Source organism: Pedobacter steynii (assembly GCF_900103665.1).
GTDB classification, from domain to species: Bacteria; Bacteroidota; Bacteroidia; order Sphingobacteriales; family Sphingobacteriaceae; genus Pedobacter; species Pedobacter steynii.
This window is the reverse complement of the sequence record NZ_FNGY01000011.1, coordinates 80,612-100,049: the sequence shown is the minus strand read 5'-3', so window position 1 is coordinate 100,049 and position 19,438 is coordinate 80,612. Positions and strand designations below refer to the sequence as shown.

Genomic DNA, 19,438 nt, shown 5'->3' with positions numbered 1-19,438 from the left:
ACTTCTATTTAAGCGTGTTCAGATTCGTTCAATAAAGTTCTTACATCCGTAACCCTTCCGGTAATGGCAGCAGCAGCTGCGGTAAGCGGACTGGCTAAGAATGTGCGGGAATCTGGACCTTGTCTTCCTTCAAAGTTTCTGTTGGAAGTAGATACACAGTATTTTCCTGCAGGGATCTTATCCTCATTCATACCTAAACAAGCACTACATCCAGGCTCGCGCAACTGGAATCCTGCTGCTTCAAAGATTTTATCCAATCCTTCAGCAATTGCTTGCTGCTCAATTTGCTTAGAACCAGGTACAATCCAAACGGTCACATTTTCTGCTTTCTGACGGCCTTTTACAAATTCCGCCACTTCGCGTAGATCTTCCATTCTGGAATTGGTGCAACTGCCGATAAATACGTAATCAATAGGCTTGCCTACCAGTTCTGTATCCTGCTCGATGCCCATATAATCCAAAGCTTTCTGGAAAGATGCCTGTTCCGAAGAAACCTGACTAGCCGTAGAAGGAATATGTTCTGCGATACCCATTCCCATTCCCGGATTTGTTCCGTAAGTGATCATTGGGCTGATGTCTGCTGCATCGAAAGTTAAAACGCTGTCAAACTTAGCATCAGCATCGCTGTATAATGTTTTCCAATAAGCCAGTGATTTGTCCCACTCTTCACCTGCAGGTGCAAATTCTCTGCCTTTAATGTAATCGAAAGTAATCTGATCAGGGGCAATTAGACCGCCTCTGGCACCCATTTCAATGCTCATATTACAGATCGTCATCCTCGCTTCCATACTTAAAGCTTCAATGGTAGAACCTGCATATTCAATAAAATAACCGGTACCACCGGCAGCAGATATTTTAGCAATGATATATAGAATAATGTCTTTAGCAGTAACGCCTTGTCCCAGTTCACCGTTCACCTCGATTTTCATGGTTTTAGGCTTCTGCTGCAATAAACATTGCGTGGCAAAAACCTGCTCCACCTGAGAAGTACCGATTCCGAATGCAATGGCACCAAAAGCACCATGTGTAGAAGTATGGCTATCTCCGCAAACCATGGTTTTTCCTGGCAAGGTGATGCCCAACTCCGGACCAATTACGTGTACAATTCCCTGGAAAGGATGACCTAAACCATAAAGCTCAATGCCAAATTCTGCACAGTTTTTGGTTAACATGTCTACCTGGTAACGGGAAAGTTCTTCTTTAATCGGTTGCAGCTGGTTTAAGGTAGGCACATTATGATCTGCCGTAGCCACAGTTTGCTGCGGACGGAAAACAGGCAAGCCTCTTTTGCGTAGACCATCGAAAGCCTGAGGGGAGGTCACCTCGTGTATCAAGTGTGTATCGATATATAAAATATCCGGAAATCCGACTTCACTCTTTACCACATGGGCATCCCAAATTTTTTCTACTAATGTTTTTGACATTTTTTATTGCTTTGTAAAGGACTCAGGTTTTTAACACCCGAGTCCTTTTAATTTTATGATTAGGCAGTTTTAATAGATTTCATTGCAGTCATTGCCTTTCTTAATTCAGCACCTACAACTTCCACCTGATGTGAGCGGATCACTTCATTTACAGAAATCAATGCTCTGTTGTCCACAGCACCATCTTTACCGTCGTTGAAGTTTTTACCGATCAGGTCAGTATCAACTTTAGTCATGAAATCTGCCAGGAGTGGTTTACAAGCATGGTCAAATAAGTAACAACCGTATTCTGCAGTATCAGAAATCACCCTGTTCATTTCGAATAATTTTTTACGGGCAATCGTGTTTGCAATTAACGGAGTTTCGTGTAGTGACTCGTAATAAGCAGATTCCGGTTTAATTCCAGCTTCTACCATGGTCTCAAAAGCCAGTTCCACACCTGCTCTTACAAAAGCAACCATTAATAATGCATTGTCAAAATATTCCTGTTCGCCAATTTTAACATTGCCAGCAGGAGTTTTCTCAAAAGCAGTTTCGCCGGTAGCCGCACGCCATGCCAATAGATTTTTATCACCAGCAGCCCAGTCTTCCATCATCACACGGCTAAACTCACCGCTCATGATGTCATCCTGATGTTTTTGGAATAAAGGACGCATGATCGTTTTCAATTCTTCAGAAACTTCAAATGCTTTGATTTTAGCCACATTGCTCAATCTGTCCATCATGGCAGTGATACCACCTTGTTTCAAGGCTTCAGTGATCACTTCAACACCATATTGAACCAATTTAGAAGCGTAACCAGCATCAATTCCTTTTTCAATCATTTTATCAAATGAAAGGATAGATCCTGTTTGCAACAATCCGCAAAGGATCGTTTGTTCGCCCATTAAATCTGATTTTACTTCAGCCACGAAAGATGATTTTAAAACACCTGCTTTATGGCCACCTGTTCCTACGCAATAGGCTTTAGCCTGATCTAAACCTTTTCCTTGAGGATCGTTCTCAGGGTGAACTGCAATTAGCGTAGGTACACCAAAACCGCGTACATATTCTGCTCTTACTTCGCTACCCGGGCATTTAGGCGCTACCATGATTACGGTAATGTCTTTACGCACCTGCATGCCTTCTTCCACGATGTTGAAACCATGTGAGTAAGACAATGTAGCACCTTGTTTCATCAAAGGCATTACTGCAGTAACTACTGAAGTATGTTGTTTATCAGGAGTAAGGTTAATCAATACATCGGCTGTAGGGATCAACTCTTCATAAGTACCTACTGTAAAGTTATTCTCAGTCGCATTTTTCCAGGAATCTCTTTTACCTTCAATCGCTTCTTTACGCAAAGTATAAGAAACATCTAAACCGCTATCTCTTAAATTTAAACCCTGGTTCAGTCCTTGTGCACCGCAACCGATAATCACCAGCTTTTTTCCTTTAAGGGCATTTACGCCGTCCAGGAATTCAGAGCTGTCCATGAAATCGCATACACCCAATTGGTTTAATTTTTCTCTAAGAGGTAGTGTGTTAAAATAGTTTGACATCGTTTTTAATGGTTATTTATAGGTTCTAATTTTTTGTTTAATATTTATTTATAGAAAGGCTTTCGGCCTTTTCGAATTACATACTGAATACGTTTTTCTCTTTATCAAGGAATTCGTTTTCAATCACTTCCTGTCCCGGCTCTCTGCGTTCGAATTCTCTGAGTTTGCGGTTAAAGCCTTCGCTGTCCTTGATGATCGCTACTCTCGCACTTCTGACAAATTCTATCAGCCCGTAAGGTTGTAATACTTCGATCAGTTTGTCCGTTTCTTCGCGGTGACCTGTGGTTTCAAACACGGTGTAATCTTTACGGATCACTACCGCTCTTGCGCCATTTTCACGCAACAGACGTTCAACAGATACCAGTTCGGCGATCGTATCGGTAGGCACTTTATAAAGCGCCATTTCCTGCCAGATAATGTCTTCATTGGTGTTAAAATATACTTTCAATACCTCTACCTGCTTTTCAATCTGACGGGAAAGTTTACGCACTACTTCTTCCGTTTCGTGAATCACGATGTTGAAACGGTGAATGTGTTCAATCTCCGATGGCGAAGTGTTTAAGGTATCTATATTGATTTTTCTTCTTGAAAAAATAATGGCAATACGGTTCAGTAATCCGATTTGATTTTCCGTGTATACCGTTATCGTAAATTCCTGTTTTTCGTTTATTTCTTGAGAACTGCTCATGATCTGCTAATTATTTAAGTCTGATTTCACTTACACTGCTTCCTTGCGGAACCATTGGGAATACATTGTGTTCTTTGGCTACCATTATCTCTAAAAGGAAGGAACCTTTGTGGTTTAACATTTCTTCTAATGAGCTCACCAGATCTTCACGTTCAGAAACCTTTTTACCTGCGATATAATAAGAATCGGCAAGTTTCACGAAATCAGGACTGGTAATGTCTACGAAAGAGTAGCGTTTCTCATGGAACAATTGCTGCCATTGGCGAACCATACCCAGGAACCTGTTGTTCAGGATCATGATCTTCACGTCAATTCCACTTTGCATGATCGTACCCAATTCCTGAAGCGTCATCTGGAAACCACCGTCGCCGATTACAGCAACTACGGTACGGTCTGGCGCGCCAAATTTAGCACCAATCGCTGCAGGTAAGCCGAAGCCCATTGTGCCTAAACCACCGCTCGTAATGTTACTTCTGGTGTGGTTAAACTTCGCATAACGACAAGCTACCATCTGATGCTGACCCACATCGGTTACGATGATCGCTTCACCTTTGGTCAGGATATTTAACTGGTTGATCACCTCACCCATGGTCAATTCTCCGCTTTGCGGGTTTAACTCATTATGAATGACTGTTTCCAATTCTGTTTTGTCGAAAGCCCTGAACTCCGCCAACCATTCTTTATGTTCTTTCTGATCCACTAAAGCAGTCAGAAGAGGAAGGGTTTGCTTACAATCGCCCCATACCGGAACTTCTGCTTTTACGTTTTTATCGATCTCTGCAGGATCAATATCCAGGTGGATTACTTTGGCTTGTTTTGCATATTTATCTAAACGTCCCGTTACACGGTCGTCGAAACGCATTCCTATCGCAATCAGTACATCACAGGCATTGGTTTGCACGTTTGGACCATAGTTACCATGCATCCCTAACATCCCCACATTTAAAGGGTGATCTGTAGGAATTGCACCGGCACCCATAATGGTCCATGCTGCCGGAATTCCGGTTTTTTCTACAAAAGCTTTAAATTCCTGCTCTGCATTTCCTAAAGAAACCCCTTGTCCGAAAAGGATGAAAGGTTTTTTTGCAGAATTGATCAGCGCAGCGGCTTGTTCGATATACTCCTTACGGATATTTGGTCTCGGGCGGTAACTGCGAACGTGATCACAAGGTACATAACCTTCATAATCGAACATTTGCAATTGTGCGTTTTTGGTGATGTCGATCAATACCGGGCCTGGTCTGCCGCTGCGGGCGATGTAAAAAGCTTTCGCCAATACACTCGGAATTTCCGTTGCATCAGTGATCTGGTAATTCCATTTCGTTACCGGAGTAGTAATGTTAATTACATCCGTTTCCTGGAAAGCATCCGTTCCTAAAAGGTGTGCATATACCTGTCCGGTGATGCAAACCATAGGTGTACTGTCGATCTGTGCGTCTGCTAAACCTGTTACCAGGTTGGTGGCTCCGGGGCCACTCGTAGCGAATACGACGCCGACTTTGCCGGAAGTACGTGCATAACCTTGTCCGGCATGTGTGCCGCCTTGTTCATGACGTACTAAAATATGTTTTAACTTGTCTTTATAATCGTATATCGCATCGTAAATAGGCATGATGGCGCCACCAGGATAACCAAAAATGGTATCCGTGCCTTCAGCTATTAATCCTTCCAATAAAGCTACAGAACCGGAAACATTTACTGTTTTCTTTGGTTCCGTTAAGGTTGTTGCTTCCTCTTGTGCAGTGTTCATTGTTTTATTTTTAGGTATAGGGGTTTCGGTTAATTAGTGAGTGTAGGCGTCGGTAACGCAGCCCTCACTGGCATCGCTTACCTGTTTCAGGTATTTATAAAGGACGCCGCCTTTGACTGGTGGTGGCAACTGTTTCCAAACCGCTTTACGTTTTTCCATTTCTTCTTCAGTAATGTCCAGGTGTAAAGTGTTGTTTACCGCATCAATGATGATCGTATCGTTGTCATGTACAAAAGCGATATTTCCACCGTCCCATGCTTCAGGAGTGATGTGTCCTACTACGAAACCATGTGTACCTCCGGAGAAACGTCCGTCGGTAATCAAGGCTACCGATTTTCCCAATCCTGCACCAATAATGGCCGAAGTTGGTTTTAGCATTTCCGGCATTCCCGGTGCTCCTTTAGGGCCTACCTGTCTGATCACTACTACATCTCCTTTTTTTACCTTTCCACTCTGGATTCCGGCGATCAATGATTTTTCTCCCTCAAAGACCCTTGCCGGACCTTCAAATCTTTCTCCTTCTTTACCACTGATTTTGGCTACCGCACCTTTTTCGGCGATGTTGCCATATAACATTTGTAAGTGACCTGTCGCTTTTACCGGGTTGGTTACCGGAAGAATTACTTTCTGTGCATCAAAATCAAGATCAGCAGCATCTGCTACATTTTCAGCCAGTGTTTTTCCGGTTACTGTTAAGCAGTCGCCATGAATTAAGCCTACTTTCAACAGATATTTTAATACCGCCGGAACACCACCGATTTCATGAACATCTTCCATCAGATACTGTCCGCTTGGTTTCAAATCCGCCAATACAGGAGTACTGTCGCTCACCGCCTGGAAATCTGCTAATTTTAAGGTTAATCCTACTGATTTCGCCATTGCGATTAAGTGCAACACTGCATTCGTAGAACCTCCTAAAACCATTACCGTTACAATCGCATTGTGGAATGCTTTTTCGGTCATGATGTCTGAAGGAAGGATATTTCTTTCCAATAAAACACGGATGGCTTTACCCGCATCTAAACATTCTTTTCTTTTTTCCTCGCTCAATGCAGGATAAGAAGAACTGTATGGCAAACTCATGCCCAATGCTTCGATTGCCGAAGCCATGGTATTTGCGGTATACATTCCTCCACATGCGCCGGCTCCCGGACAAGTGTGGCGAATGATGCCCTGATAATCTTCTTCATTTAAGGTACCTGCCAGTTTCTCGCCAAGGGCTTCAAAAGCAGATACGATATTTAATGATTTTCCTTTATACTTTCCGGAGTGGATACTTCCACCATATACCATGATCGACGGGCGGTTTAAGCGGCCCATTGCCATGATAGAACCCGGCATGTTTTTATCACAACCTGGCAAAGCAATTACGCCATCGTAATATTGTCCGCCACAAATCGTTTCAATAGAATCGGCAATTACATCTCTGGAAACCAGTGAGTAGCGCATTCCATCTGTTCCGTTTGACATGCCATCGCTTACGCCGATGGTGCTGAAGGTTAAACCGACCATTCCGTTATCCCAGACCCCGTCTTTAACAATTTTTGCTAAATCATTGAGGTGCATGTTGCAGGTATTTCCATCGTATCCCATACTGGCAACACCGACCTGTGCTTTGTCCATATCTTCCTTGGTCAGACCAATTCCATATAGCATGGCTTGTGCTGCAGGCTGGGTTGGGTCCTGCGTGAATACTTTACTGTAGCGGTTTATTTCTGGTGATTGTGACATATTATATGATTACTTCGTAATTTTGCTTTTCTAAAACCAAACATTTATAAGTGCGTTGTATTGTGGCACCAACACTGTCGTTCCAACGGATTGGGAACTGATATTCGTCGACAGAAGCGATGCCTGCAATCTCTGTAGCTGTTCCACAGAAGAAAGCGCTGTCTGCATGTTTCAGGTCTTTTACCGTCAGGTGCTTTTCTACCAGTTCGATGTCCAGTATGCGGCATAATTCGATGACTGTAGCACGGGTGATTCCAGCCAGGATATTGCCAAGAGGAGGGGTGTATAACCTTCCGTTTTTCTCAATAAAAATATTTGCTCCAGGCGCTTCCGCGATATTGCCGTTCATGTCTAACAATAAGGCTTCATCAAATCCTTTGCGTTTTGCCTCTGTAGTGGCTAAGATAGAATTCACGTAATTACCACTTACTTTAGCTTCTATAGGTGTCGATTTTGGATTTGGACGCTCATAGCTGGAAATGCAAACTTTTAATTGCTGATTTCCAAGGTAGGCTCCCCATTCCCAGGCACAGATCATGATGGAAACATCGGTTGCGGCAACCAATTGCATATTTGGCGCAGCATATACCAATGGGCGGATGTATGCGTCTTTTAAATTGTTTAATTCCAGTAGTTTATAGGTTTGTTTGATCAGGTTGTTGATATCCCATGGAAAAGGCATATTTACCAGTTCTGCAGATTTTTTTAACCTTTCGAAATGCTCTCTGATCTTAAATATGCGGGTTCCGTTATGGGTATGATATGCCCTGATCCCTTCAAATACAGCGTAGCCATAATGGAGCGATTGCCCGTAGATATCGGCAGTTGTGTTGGCGGCTTTCTGGAACTTGCCGTCTAAGTATAACACTGTATTTGAATTATGGTATTTCATTTTGGTTGTAGATTGATGTTTTGTTCTTTTTATTGGTTCATTAAAAAAGCGCCACTTTTGGGGGGCGCTTGCGTATATTTTTTTATTAAATATTCATTTACAGCGCCTTATCCCTCTGAGTAATCAGCAGAAGAATCACATTAATAATGACAATAATTAAGGCGGTGCTAATAAGGTTCATTTTGTTCTTTATTTGTTGTTGCTTTGTAAATCCAATTTAGGCTTTGGCTTCTACACTTCCAATAGCCAGCTAAAAATAATTGAAAAAAAATATTATTCTTTTATTTTTTACAATATACAAATATTATTCTTGATAATTTGTGTTTTTAATATCTTTAATTGGCTGCTACTATACCGAATATGAAATCGGTATTCGGTATGGGTATTATGCAAGCATTGTAATTTTAGTGATTTTCTTCCTGAAATGTGGAAAACCCCGAAAAAATTGGTAAATTTTGTAAGAATAACGGACATAAAAAAAGCCCTGTTATCAGCTGGGGGTATTCGCTGAAGCAGGGCTATTGGGAAATTATTAAGGGGGATCTTTTTTCTGAATGAACTTTATTACTGATGGTTAGTCTTAAAGTAAATTTATAGGAATTGGTTATAGGGCAATTATTTTCTACATCGATTTGACGATTCCCGGTATCGATTTCATGTTATTTAAGAAAATATGCCTTCTGGGCGTAACAAAACGAAATATAATACGACTAATGTTTATAGTGGAGCCGGATGAAGTACATTCAATAGGGGATGGAGCTTACCTGGAAAATAAATAACCTTCTTGTGTATGATTAGATGTTTAGTGCTAGACGATGAACAGCATGCTGTAGACCTCCTTGTGTCTTACATTAAACGCGTTCCATTTTTGGAATTGACTTACAGTTCGACAGATCCGCTGGAGGCATTGGCATTTCTGAATACAGCGGAGGTAGACCTGATCTTTTCCGACATTGAAATGCCTGAATTGTCGGGACTGGAATTTACGAGGGCGTTACGAGGGAAGCATCATGTGGTCTTTACCACCGCATATAGTAAATTTGCAATGGAAGGTTTTGAGCATGATGTTATTGATTTTCTGCTTAAACCGATCATCTTTCCACGATTTCTAAAAAGTGCCCAGAAGGCAATGACGCTAATAGCTGGTTTAGACAAGGTAAAAGTAGAGGAGGAGCGAAAGGATTATCTTTTCGTGAAGACCGAGCAAAAAGGAAAGCTGATCAAGATCAACTTCGATGAGATTGATTATGTGGAGGGGATGCGGAATTACGTGGGGATCTATAAAAATGGAGAACTCGTGCAGGCACTCATGAATATGAAGGATCTGGAATCGCTGCTTCCCATGGCACAGTTTGTCCGTGTGCATAATTCCTATATCATCCGGATCTCCGGAATTCAGATGATAGAAGGGAATGTGGTCCGTTTGAAAAATGTACATGGCGCTATTCCAATAGGTATTACTTACAAAAATGCTTTCATGGATAGAATAAAGTAGTCGCAGCACTAGTCCCTATCCGGTTTTCAGTTGTATATAAAATATAGTTACACCTATATATGATATACATTGAATTAAACATTAAACTTAAGAAGGTCTTAGACCTGTTGAAAAAGAAGCCGGCGATTTTAGCGTTTGTAACCATTTGTAATTCCTCTGCTCTGGCCCAGGTAGACATCGGCTATAAATTTGGCGGTGTCACTACTGATGTGAGGAGTAATCCCAATTTTTCTGATAAGAACCGCATCAGTTATCAGCTCGGGCTTTATCTGAATTTAGATCCATTGCCATTCCTCAGTTTACAGACAGAAGTTTTGTATACCCGAACCCGGGTACAAAATATAGTCGCTGTCGACGGCTTGAAGACAGGCATGAAAGGGATGGGCTATTGGTCGGTGCCCTTGCTTTTCCAGGTCAACCCCATGCCTTTTCTGCGTATCGGAGCAGGGCCGCAATGGAATTTCCATACCAACCGGTATAAATACAGGATAACTGATGATCAGCAGGCATTTAAGAATTTCATGTCATTGGCCCTGGATGCGGAAGTCAAAGTAAGTGGTTCTACACGATTGTACATCCGGATGAATAAAGGGATAGAACGTTTCGAGAATATTTCTGATGGTAAGAGCGGCAAAATTAACCGCTGGGAGTTTGGGATTCAGCGCTCTCTAATGAAGAAGTGATTTCATAAGGCAAAAAAAAAGGATGTCTCTGCAGACATCCTTTTAATATATTATGCTTTAAATATTAAGCTACTCCTTCGGCCAGGACAATAATTTTGTTTTTCAAAACCTCAACCACACCACCTTTAATTACAAAGGTCTCTTCGCCGTTTTTGCTTTTGATAATTACTGGTCCATCTTCTAAGGTGGAGATAATAGGCGCATGGTCTTTCAAAATTTGAAAAGAACCCATGGTACCTGGTACCGTAACCGCGGTTACTTCGCCTTCAAAGACTTTTTTATCTGGTGTTAATATTTCTAGTGTCATATTCAAAGTATAAGCGCTTTAATTAAGCGTTTGCTTCAGCTAATAGTTTCTTACCTTTTTCGATTGCATCTTCGATACCACCTACTAAGTTAAATGCAGCCTCTGGATATTCATCAACTTCACCATCCATAATCATGTTAAATGCTTTGATGGTATCTTTAATGTCAACAAGTACACCTTTTAAGCCTGTAAATTGCTCAGCTACGTGGAATGGTTGAGATAAGAAACGTTGAACACGACGCGCACGGTGAACGATTAATTTATCCTCTTCAGATAACTCGTCCATACCAAGAATCGCGATGATATCCTGAAGTTCTTTATAACGTTGTAAGATTTCTTTTACGCGTTGAGCAGTGTTATAGTGCTCATCACCTAAGATCGCCGGAGATAAGATTCTTGAAGTTGAATCCAATGGATCCACCGCAGGATAAATACCTAGCTCAGAAATTTTACGTGACAATACTGTTGTTGCATCTAAGTGGGCAAACGTTGTAGCCGGAGCCGGATCCGTTAAATCATCTGCAGGTACATAAACCGCCTGAACAGATGTAATTGATCCACGTTTAGTTGAAGTAATACGTTCCTGCATTAAACCCATCTCTGTTGCCAAAGTTGGTTGGTAACCTACCGCAGAAGGCATACGACCTAAAAGTGCCGATACTTCAGAACCTGCCTGAGTGAAACGGAAGATGTTATCAACGAAGAAAAGGATGTCTTTTCCAGCGCCTTCGCCATCACCATCACGGAAGTATTCAGCAACGGTTAGTCCAGATAAAGCCACACGAGCACGTGCTCCAGGAGGCTCATTCATCTGACCGAATACCAATGTTGCTTTAGATTCTTTTAGTTTCTCTGTGTCAACCTTGCTTAGATCCCATCCACCTTTTTCCATTGAATGAAGGAACTCTTCGCCATAGTTGATTACACCAGATTCGATAAACTCACGTAAAAGGTCATTACCTTCACGAGTACGCTCACCTACACCGGCAAATACTGATAAACCAGCATACGCTTTCGCGATGTTGTTTACCAATTCCATGATCAATACCGTTTTACCTACACCCGCACCACCGAACAAACCGATTTTACCACCTTTAGCATAAGGCTCTAATAAGTCGATTACTTTGATACCTGTAAATAGTACCTCTGATTCAGTTGATAGCTCGTCGAATTTAGGAGGAGCATTGTGGATTGGTCTTCCGCCGGTTTTATCAACTGCGTTGATACCGTCGATAGCCTCACCAACAACATTGAATAGACGACCTTTAATCTGATCACCAACAGGCATTTTGATAGGCGCACCAGTATCTAATGCTTTCATGCCACGAACTAAACCATCGGTCGAGTCCATTGCAATTGCACGTACGCGGTCTTCACCAAGATGTTGTTGAACTTCTAAAACGATCTTCTGTCCGTTTTCTTTTTCAATCTCTAATGCAGAGAAAATTTGAGGTAAATGAGCATCGTCAGCAAAACTCACGTCAACTACCGGTCCTATAATCTGCGCTATTTTTCCAATGTTAGGCATATATTGTTTTGGGTAAAATTATAAATATCAATTTGTTAAAGGCCGTTTTGTAAGCCCACAATTCGGTTTGCAAAGTTAAGATTTTCCAACATAAATTGCATATATAAATAAAAAGTTTTTCCACAGTTTTTAAATGAATAATTTAGCGGGTATAAAACGGGCTTCAGACAGCGGCTTTTTAGTAGTAAAAAGCGAGTTTTTTTGTCTGGTTCTTTCGTTGTTAAAAAGAAAAAATAATTGATGAAAACCATATTAGTAACTGGAAGTAACGGCCTTACAGGGCAAAAGATCACTGAACGTGTCCTGGCAACAAAAGATTTTAACCTGATCGCGACCTCCAGAGGAGAGAATCGTTTCCCTGTTAAAGAAGGATATGTTTATGCTGAAATGGACATCCTGAATCCGGCAAATGTGACCGAAGTTGTAGCGAAATATAAACCGGATGCGATCATTCATACGGCAGCAATGACAAATGTGGATACTTGTGAGTCGCAAAAAGAGCTGGCACATGAGTTAAACGTAGCTGCTGTGGAGACCTTAATTCAGGTCTGTAAACAATTCGATGTACAGCTGATTCACTTGTCTACAGACTTTATTTTTGATGGTGCAAACGGACCGTATGATGAGGTTGCCCCGGCATGTCCTTTGAGTTATTACGGACAAACGAAGTTAGCAGCCGAAAATGCGATTATTGCTGCAGGTGGAAAATGGGCAATCCTGAGAACGATCATTGTATATGGTATTGTAAGTGACATGAGCCGCAGTAATATTGTATTATGGGCAAAAGGTGCTTTGGAAAAAGGCGAGCCTATTAATGTCGTGAATGACCAGTGGCGGATGCCAACCCTGGCAGAAGATCTTGCTGATTGCTGCTTACTTGCGGTATCTAAGAATGCGCAAGGTGTTTATAATGCTTCGGGGAAAGATATGATGAGTATTTCTGAACTGGTTGGGAAGGTTGCAGATTACTGGAACCTGGATAAAAGCCTGATCAAAGAGATCAGCGCAGCAACTTTAAACCAGAGTGCAAAACGCCCGGTAAGAACAGGATTCATCTTAAATAAAACAATTCGTGATCTTGGTTATCAGCCCCGCAGTTTTCAGGAAGGATTAGCGATATTGGACGAACAGTTAAAGGATAAATAAATTATATATATTATGGCATTACAAGTTGGCGATCAAGCCCCGGATTTTAAATTATTCAGCTCAGACCTGAAAGAAGTAGCACTATCTGATTATAAAGGTAGAAAACTGGTTGTTCATTTCTTCCCATTAGCCTTTACAGGGGTGTGTACTGCACAGCTTTGTACGATGAGAGATAGCTTTGGCTATTATCAGGGAATGAATGCGGATGTGGTTGGTATCTCTGTAGATTCTCCGTTTACATTGGCTAAATTCAAAGAAGAACAAAGCTACCAGTTCCCTTTGTTGTCTGATTTTAACAAAGAAGCATCTGGTGCATTCGGCGCTTTATACGAAGAATTTGCTTTCAATATGAAAGGAATCTCCAAAAGATCGGCTTTTGTAATTGATGAAGAAGGAAAAATTATTCACTCAGAAGTGTTGGAAGAAGCAGGTAATATGCCTGACTTTGATGCGATTAAGCGTTCCATAGAAGCATAAGAGGGCGTTTGTCTGATTGAAAATGTAGATTTTTTTTTAAATAAAATTTGTAAAATCAATTTCAAACACTACTTTTGCAGTCCGTTACCGAAACAACGAAAACGGAAATGCATTTGTAGCTCAATTGGATAGAGCATCTCACTACGGATGAGAAGGTTTGGGGTTCGAATCCCTACAAGTGCACTTTACCGGAGTCAATTTTTTCAAGAAAATTTGCTCCGGTTTTTTTATGCCTTAACTTCTTGTTAATGTGATAGATAAGCTGAGCCGCTTTATTCATTTTAGTGGTTCGATGATTTTCACCGTCAAAAACCCATTTTTCAAGAAAAATCGAACCAGTTATTGATCTTTTGACGTCAGAATCGGCCTCTGAGTAAAACTGAGTCAGTTTTTTAAGGTTAGATGTCGCTAAGGTTGCCAGATTTTCTATATCAAGTTCCTCTGAATCCCGCTCAGTCAGCTCTTGCAGCGCTGCTTTAGCCCTTTCGATCTTCTCCTCGCAGTCTTTTTTGATATTCTGGTACTCAGTTCCACTAATGACATCATTGATTAACAATTCTATCGACTTATTCATGCGGTTATTTTGTTCCTTAATAATTTCTATGGTTCGGGAACGGTCTGCCTTTGATGCTCGATTTTCAAAATAAGCGTCAGAAACCACAGAAATAAATAATTCCGCCATTCCTGGCCTGGGTACAAACTGCTTAAGTACACGCTCAAACAAGATATTGGTCATATCCGCCCGGAATCTAGGGCAACCTGCTTTACAGTGATAGTAATGATAATAATGTTTGCGTCCTCTGGATGCACTGCCCGTAAGTACCTCACCACATTTAGGGCAAATCAGGAAGCCTCGTAATGCTAAAGAACGTGGAGAAACGGCCTTGTTGCCCTGTTTCTGCTTGAACTGGCGCTTTCTACCTTCCAATACATCCTGAACTTTATAAAACAAGCTTTCAGAAATCAACGGTTCATGCTGCCCGTCCACAAGCCTTGCTTCCTCGTCTTTAAACGCTGGAATTCTAATTTTCCCACAATAACCAGGATTTCGGATGTAATCCCAAAAACTGCTGCGCCCGCACTTTAAACCCATTTCCTTTGCCTTCATCCAAACATGTTCAGTTGCAAAAGTACCTTCGGCTAACTGTTCAAACGCCCATTTCATGTAACTGGCTTCAGGTTCATATATGGCAATATATTTTTTACCATCTTCGGTAGTTTTGTTCTTATAGCCTGCTGGTGCGCGCCCCATCCATCTACCTTCTTTTTTTGCCCTTCTCATGCCATATTTCACATTCAATGCCCTTCGGTCATTTTCCACTTCAGGCATGGAAAGATAAACGGCTAGGATCGTCTTACTTTCAGGCACCTCTACATCCAAAGGCTGTTCAATGGCAACTGGCTCAACAAAGTAATCTAAATTGAGGATGCGGATCATCTGGTAAGCATCAGCTGTATTTCTGCTGAACCGATCCCATTTGGTGAACATGATATAATCGAAGTCTTTGCCTTTTGACCGCTTCATTTCGGCTAGTAGTTTGTTCCATTCGGGGCGGTTAAAAGTTTTGGCCGAATAATCCTCAAAGATGATCTTGGTAACCTCTATATGATTCCTTAAACAGTAGGTTTGTAAACGTTCGGCCTGATCCCGCTGGGAAAAGCCCTTGTCTGCCTGCTCATCAGTACTCACCCTGATGTATAAACATGCTTTTTTCATTAAATTTCTCCTTTCATTTTCATGTTAATATTGGTTAATAAATCAGTTATTTGAACAGCTTTCTCGGTGTCCTGACGTCTGGGTTATTTTCGCCGGAATCCTTTCTAATTATCTGTTTAACTGATAAATTAGCGAATTTATACATGAAATCCAAAATTAGTTCGGCTTCAGTATTGTTAACTATTGTCCCATTTTCTTCGAGAATTTTAATAACTTTTTGAGGGGTTATGGTACGTTTTCCGGTAGTTCTTATGTCTCTCATGTTTTGCAGATTGGAATGCAAACATGAAGTGCTTAAAAATAGCTTGGTCACTAGTAGTGATGAATAAACTTTTAAAAAAGATGGCTAAAATAAATTCATCACTACTAATGACGAGTAAGCTTAAATAAAATTTATGGTTAGTAGTATAAACATGTTTTAATAATAACTCTACTATAGTTTATAAAACAGCTCTTCACCTAAATTCCTACGGGTTATATTGGAATGAAGTTGTGGATAATTAATAATGTAGCCACTATAGCCAATACGCTTTAAAATCAATGTATAAATCAGCCTATGCATAATTAAAGTCATGAAATAAACTTCTTGAAATACTATATCATCGGAATTGTCAGAAACAGGGAGTTCTCCATGTTGGAATTTATCTCTCGCTCTTAAAGCGGATTGTTCATAATCGTTTAGCTTATAGTTTATTAAATCGAATGATTTTTGAAGCTTGTCTGCATTAGTAGGGCTGTTTAAGTTTTCTATACGGCTTTTAAAAATCTTTCGAGCAGTTTCATTTCCGGCGTCTGGAGGCAGTATCTCATCTAAGGTTCCAAGAAATTTATCCTTCAGTTCTTTGAATACTTCCTTTGTAACTGGTTTGGGTCTCTTTTCATCATTTTCTCCCATAAGAACAGCTGTTATTGCTTCAAGTGCAAGACTATATGCCGACCCCTTTATTTCCAACGCTAGCAGATTTCCTTGGAGTGTAACTATAACTGCGCGGGATATCGGTTCATTATTATAAAATAATTCGCAAAGACCACTAAATATTGGCTCTTCAATCGCTACGATATCATTAATCCACTTTTTGACCTCGACTTCTTTTGCTTCTATCTCAATTTCATCCTTACCTGTCATATTGTAAACAGAGTATGCATTTGTAGTATGAATTCTGTACCCTGTCATCATGGATTCGCGATAAGTCGAAAAGCTTATATCACTTATTTGAGTAAATTCGGCTGTCTCGGAGGATAAGATAAATCCTTCATCCAAATAAACATTACCATAAAGAAAACCCAGTGCAAGTAAAATGGCGTGGCTGACGTTCTTAAATATCTGTGTATTACATATGCTTGTAGTATCAATCACCAGATATGAATTTTTATCAATCTGAAATTCAAAAAAATGATATTCAGAATTATTAATAATAACTTTTATAAGATTTCCATCTTTTGCAGGTAAGTCGGTCTTGTAGCTCCATCCTCGAACATTACGGAGTTTACCTTGACTCGAAATAACTGGAACTACAAGTCTTAAATACTTTCCATCAAAATTTGAATCATCTTCAGCAGTTGAGAGTTTGTCTATACTCCCGGTTATTTCAATAGTTGGGTCGTCATTGTTAAAATCCGTAAAGTGCTGATTCAAGTGAATTGAATTTTCAGGAATAAAATAGGTGCTTTTTTCACTGGATAATTTTATAGGTTTAGGAAATTCAATAAAATGCATTTGGCTAGAACTGTAACCGCTAAAGGGTTTAAAAAGAATTTTTGCTGAATAGCCTTTTTCTACTTTATCAATCGATATATCATAATTTTTTAATAGGTAATGTTCTGTCTCTAGTTTTAGAGTTTGAGATTCTTTTATTGCATCAATCGCTTCAATAGTCGTGTTTAAGGTTTTATGTGTCATGTAGAGCATATTAGGTTAATAACTTTGTAGTTAGTGCTAAAATGCTTATTTATCACTACTAGTGACCAACTCATTTTCAAGCTTTTCAACTTTGAGCTATCAAAATTTAGATAGCCATGAGCAGATACAAAGACCCCAATGTAAAAGGCCGCAAGTTTAACGGCAGCCCGCACCTGAAATTCAAAATGGTGAAACAATCGCCCCGTCAGAAAATCCGGCAACTGTTAAGGAGTTTCGTCCCATTGGAACAGTTCTGGCCAAACCGGACACCCGACAAAATCGAACAATAACATTCCCATAATCATTCAAACTTAGTTCAACAATTAACAAGCGTTTAAAAGCACTGCTGTAAGGAGCCTCCTGTAGCCCGCGTGGTCTAAGCAAAGATATATTTTCGTCCACGAAAACCCTTTTCGCCGCTTACCAGTTGGCTTAAAGCGGCTGCGGAACTTGCCTCTTTTTAACTCCTATAAAGACACTACCATGCCAAGAAAGAAATCACCCAATCCTGATGAACTGCTGACCCGTTTTGTACGGACAAGGGTAACAGAAAAGGTTTATATGCGGCTGGATAAGATCCGGCTGAACAGTGATTGTCATTCTGTTGGTGGTGTTGCCAGGAAATTATTGAGCCAGGAAAAGATTACGCTTTTCTATAAAGACATGACCTTGAATGCCACTATGGAGGAACTGGCCTTGATCCGTAAGGAGTTAAAGGCAATTGGTATCAATATCAACCAGATCACCCGCAGCTTCAATCAGGATAAAGCAGAAACACACCGGGCATTTTATGTATTAAAAGTGGCCAACCAGTATAAAAAAGTGGATAAGAAAGTAGATGAACTGTTAACCCTCATTTCTAAACTCGCTGACAAATGGTTGCAAAAATAAACGCAGGAAAAAGCATTCGTGGCGCACTGCATTACAATGAAAACAAGGTGAATGAAGGTGAAGCTAACCTGATTATGGCAAGCGGCTTTGCCGGAGAAATTGAGCAAATGAATTTTAACCAGAAACTGAATCGTTTCCAGCATTTACTGGAATTAAATCCCAACGTAAAAACAAATGCCGTTCACATTTCCCTGAACTTCCATTCCAGTGAAAATCTTGATAATTCCGAGTTACAACAGATCGCAAACAGCTATATGGAAAAGATGGGCTATGATGACCAGCCTTTTCTGGTTTACCGCCATGATGATGCCGCCCATATGCATGTACATATCGTAACGACAAATATCACCGCCCAGGGGAAACGTATTGATCTGCACAACAATGCACTGAAATCCGAGGAAGCAAGGAAGGCAATTGAGGAAGAATACAATCTGGTTAAAGCAGAATCAAAAATGATTAAACAAAATTCAGGGATTATAAAGGCTGATCCTCAAAAAGTAAAGTATGGCAAAATACCCACGAAACGGGCAATCAGTAACGTCATTACCGCGGTCACCAGAGATTACAAGTTTACTTCACTGGCGGAATACAATGCCGTTCTGAAATGCTTTAATGTAACGGCACTGCGTGGTGCGGAACATACGCCTATGTATGAAAACAAAGGACTTATGTTCTCTTTACTGGATGCAAAGGGTATTTCTGTTGGTGTTCCGGTAAAGGCCAGTTCATTTTACAGCAAACCGACACTGCGAAATTTAGAGCAGAAGTTTGAAGGGAACGCCGAAAAGCGAAAGCAGTATAAGGTAAATCTTAAACAGCGGATAGATCAGGTATTCGGCAAATACAGCAATATTACCAGATCAAGATTTGAGGAAGAAGCTGGCAAACTTGGAATTCATGTCGCATTCCGGGAAAATGAACAGGGTTTCGTTTTCGGGACCACATTTATAGACCACCGGAACAAGGTAGTATTCAACGGCAGCGATTTGGGGAAAGATTACAGTGCAAAGGCCATTACAGAAAAGTTTAGCAAAGTCAGCAAGCAGATTAATCCTGAAAAGAAATCAACATTGCGCCTCGCATTGCGAAGGGAACAGAAAGCCGAATCCGCATCAGATACCTATTTAAAATTACCTAACCCTACCCATTTCCTAGAAAAGTTATTGGAGACATCACGACCAGAATACGTTACTGGAATGCCGCGTAAAAGGAAAAAGCGTAAGAAACGCAATCAACAGATCAATCAGGAACTCACCTTATAAAATTAT

18 protein-coding genes and 1 tRNA gene are annotated in these 19,438 nt (G+C 40.7%); 8 read left to right on the top strand and 11 right to left on the bottom strand.

Translation table 11 applies throughout. The features are described 5' to 3' along the window. Window positions 1-8: 8 nt before the first annotated feature. The 6 genes from leuC to BLQ87_RS25995 form a co-directional block, all read right to left on the bottom strand. On the bottom strand, window positions 9-1,424 hold the full coding sequence (gene leuC, locus BLQ87_RS26020) for a 3-isopropylmalate dehydratase large subunit (RefSeq protein ID WP_074611853.1): 1,416 nt from the start codon (window positions 1,422-1,424) through the stop codon (window positions 9-11). Window positions 1,425-1,483: 59 nt separating this feature from the next. Next, window positions 1,484-2,965, bottom strand: a complete 1,482-nt coding sequence (gene ilvC / locus BLQ87_RS26015) for a ketol-acid reductoisomerase (RefSeq protein WP_074611852.1) — start codon at window positions 2,963-2,965, stop codon at window positions 1,484-1,486. A 76-nt stretch (window positions 2,966-3,041) separates the two neighbouring features. Next, window positions 3,042-3,653, bottom strand: a complete 612-nt coding sequence (gene ilvN / locus BLQ87_RS26010; RefSeq protein ID WP_074611851.1) for an acetolactate synthase small subunit — start codon at window positions 3,651-3,653, stop codon at window positions 3,042-3,044. A gap of 10 nt (window positions 3,654-3,663) precedes the next feature. Beyond that, on the bottom strand, window positions 3,664-5,403 hold the full coding sequence (gene ilvB, locus BLQ87_RS26005) for a biosynthetic-type acetolactate synthase large subunit (protein WP_074611850.1): 1,740 nt from the start codon (window positions 5,401-5,403) through the stop codon (window positions 3,664-3,666). 33 nt (window positions 5,404-5,436) lie between these two features. Further along, window positions 5,437-7,134, bottom strand: a complete 1,698-nt coding sequence (gene ilvD / locus BLQ87_RS26000) for a dihydroxy-acid dehydratase (RefSeq protein ID WP_074611849.1) — start codon at window positions 7,132-7,134, stop codon at window positions 5,437-5,439. Window position 7,135: 1 nt separating this feature from the next. Then, entirely contained in the window at window positions 7,136-8,026 is an 891-nt protein-coding gene (locus tag BLQ87_RS25995) for a branched-chain amino acid transaminase (RefSeq protein WP_074611848.1), read from the bottom strand. A 790-nt stretch (window positions 8,027-8,816) separates the two neighbouring features. Here BLQ87_RS25995 and BLQ87_RS25990 point away from each other — a divergent pair. Together BLQ87_RS25990 and BLQ87_RS25985 are read left to right on the top strand one after the other, a co-directional pair. Further along, complete coding sequence (locus BLQ87_RS25990; protein WP_074611847.1) at window positions 8,817-9,521, top strand: LytR/AlgR family response regulator transcription factor; 705 nt, start codon at window positions 8,817-8,819, stop codon at window positions 9,519-9,521. A gap of 59 nt (window positions 9,522-9,580) precedes the next feature. After that, complete coding sequence (locus tag BLQ87_RS25985; protein ID WP_074611846.1) at window positions 9,581-10,204, top strand: hypothetical protein; 624 nt, start codon at window positions 9,581-9,583, stop codon at window positions 10,202-10,204. 64 nt (window positions 10,205-10,268) lie between these two features. Here the strand turns inward: BLQ87_RS25985 and atpC are convergent, their stop codons facing one another. Then, the gene (gene atpC / locus BLQ87_RS25980; protein ID WP_074611845.1) at window positions 10,269-10,511 is read right to left on the bottom strand and encodes an ATP synthase F1 subunit epsilon; all 243 of its coding nucleotides are present in this window, start codon (window positions 10,509-10,511) and stop codon (window positions 10,269-10,271) included. 22 nt (window positions 10,512-10,533) lie between these two features. Continuing rightward, window positions 10,534-12,039 carry a F0F1 ATP synthase subunit beta gene (atpD, locus tag BLQ87_RS25975; RefSeq protein WP_074611844.1) on the bottom strand — a complete coding sequence of 502 codons (1,506 nt, stop codon included), beginning with the start codon at window positions 12,037-12,039 and terminating at the stop codon, window positions 10,534-10,536. Between the two features lie 240 nt (window positions 12,040-12,279). Here atpD and BLQ87_RS25965 point away from each other — a divergent pair, with 240 nt between their 5' ends. From BLQ87_RS25965 to BLQ87_RS25955, 3 genes are all read left to right on the top strand, one after another. Next, entirely contained in the window at window positions 12,280-13,185 is a 906-nt protein-coding gene (locus BLQ87_RS25965) for an SDR family oxidoreductase (protein ID WP_074611842.1), read from the top strand. Window positions 13,186-13,197: 12 nt separating this feature from the next. After that, window positions 13,198-13,662, top strand: coding sequence for a redoxin domain-containing protein (locus tag BLQ87_RS25960; RefSeq protein ID WP_074611841.1), 465 nt, complete (start codon window positions 13,198-13,200; stop codon window positions 13,660-13,662). Window positions 13,663-13,771: 109 nt separating this feature from the next. Continuing rightward, window positions 13,772-13,845 (top strand) — tRNA-Arg (locus BLQ87_RS25955). Here the strand turns inward: BLQ87_RS25955 and BLQ87_RS25950 are convergent. The 3 genes from BLQ87_RS25950 to BLQ87_RS25940 all read right to left on the bottom strand — a co-directional run bounded on the left by BLQ87_RS25950 (window position 13,835) and on the right by BLQ87_RS25940 (window position 17,279). Beyond that, on the bottom strand, window positions 13,835-15,379 hold the full coding sequence (locus BLQ87_RS25950; protein WP_074611840.1) for a recombinase family protein: 1,545 nt from the start codon (window positions 15,377-15,379) through the stop codon (window positions 13,835-13,837). The genes BLQ87_RS25955 and BLQ87_RS25950 overlap by 11 nt on opposite strands. A gap of 46 nt (window positions 15,380-15,425) precedes the next feature. Then, entirely contained in the window at window positions 15,426-15,641 is a 216-nt protein-coding gene (locus BLQ87_RS25945; protein ID WP_074611839.1) for a hypothetical protein, read from the bottom strand. A 171-nt stretch (window positions 15,642-15,812) separates the two neighbouring features. Beyond that, on the bottom strand, window positions 15,813-17,279 hold the full coding sequence (locus tag BLQ87_RS25940; protein ID WP_143010552.1) for a hypothetical protein: 1,467 nt from the start codon (window positions 17,277-17,279) through the stop codon (window positions 15,813-15,815). A gap of 116 nt (window positions 17,280-17,395) precedes the next feature. On the opposite strand from BLQ87_RS25940, the gene BLQ87_RS33890 reads away from it, so the two are divergent. From BLQ87_RS33890 to BLQ87_RS25930, 3 genes are all read left to right on the top strand, one after another. Beyond that, window positions 17,396-17,569 (top strand): hypothetical protein, encoded by a 174-nt coding sequence (locus tag BLQ87_RS33890; RefSeq protein WP_172664971.1) that lies wholly within the window; start codon window positions 17,396-17,398, stop codon window positions 17,567-17,569. Window positions 17,570-17,762: 193 nt separating this feature from the next. After that, entirely contained in the window at window positions 17,763-18,170 is a 408-nt protein-coding gene (gene mobC, locus BLQ87_RS25935) for a plasmid mobilization relaxosome protein MobC (RefSeq protein ID WP_074611837.1), read from the top strand. Then, window positions 18,155-19,432: a relaxase/mobilization nuclease domain-containing protein gene (locus tag BLQ87_RS25930; RefSeq protein WP_074611836.1), complete on the top strand. Its 1,278-nt coding sequence runs from the start codon at window positions 18,155-18,157 to the stop codon at window positions 19,430-19,432. The genes mobC and BLQ87_RS25930 overlap by 16 nt, the downstream gene beginning before the upstream one ends. The last annotated feature ends 6 nt before the right edge of the window (window positions 19,433-19,438 follow it).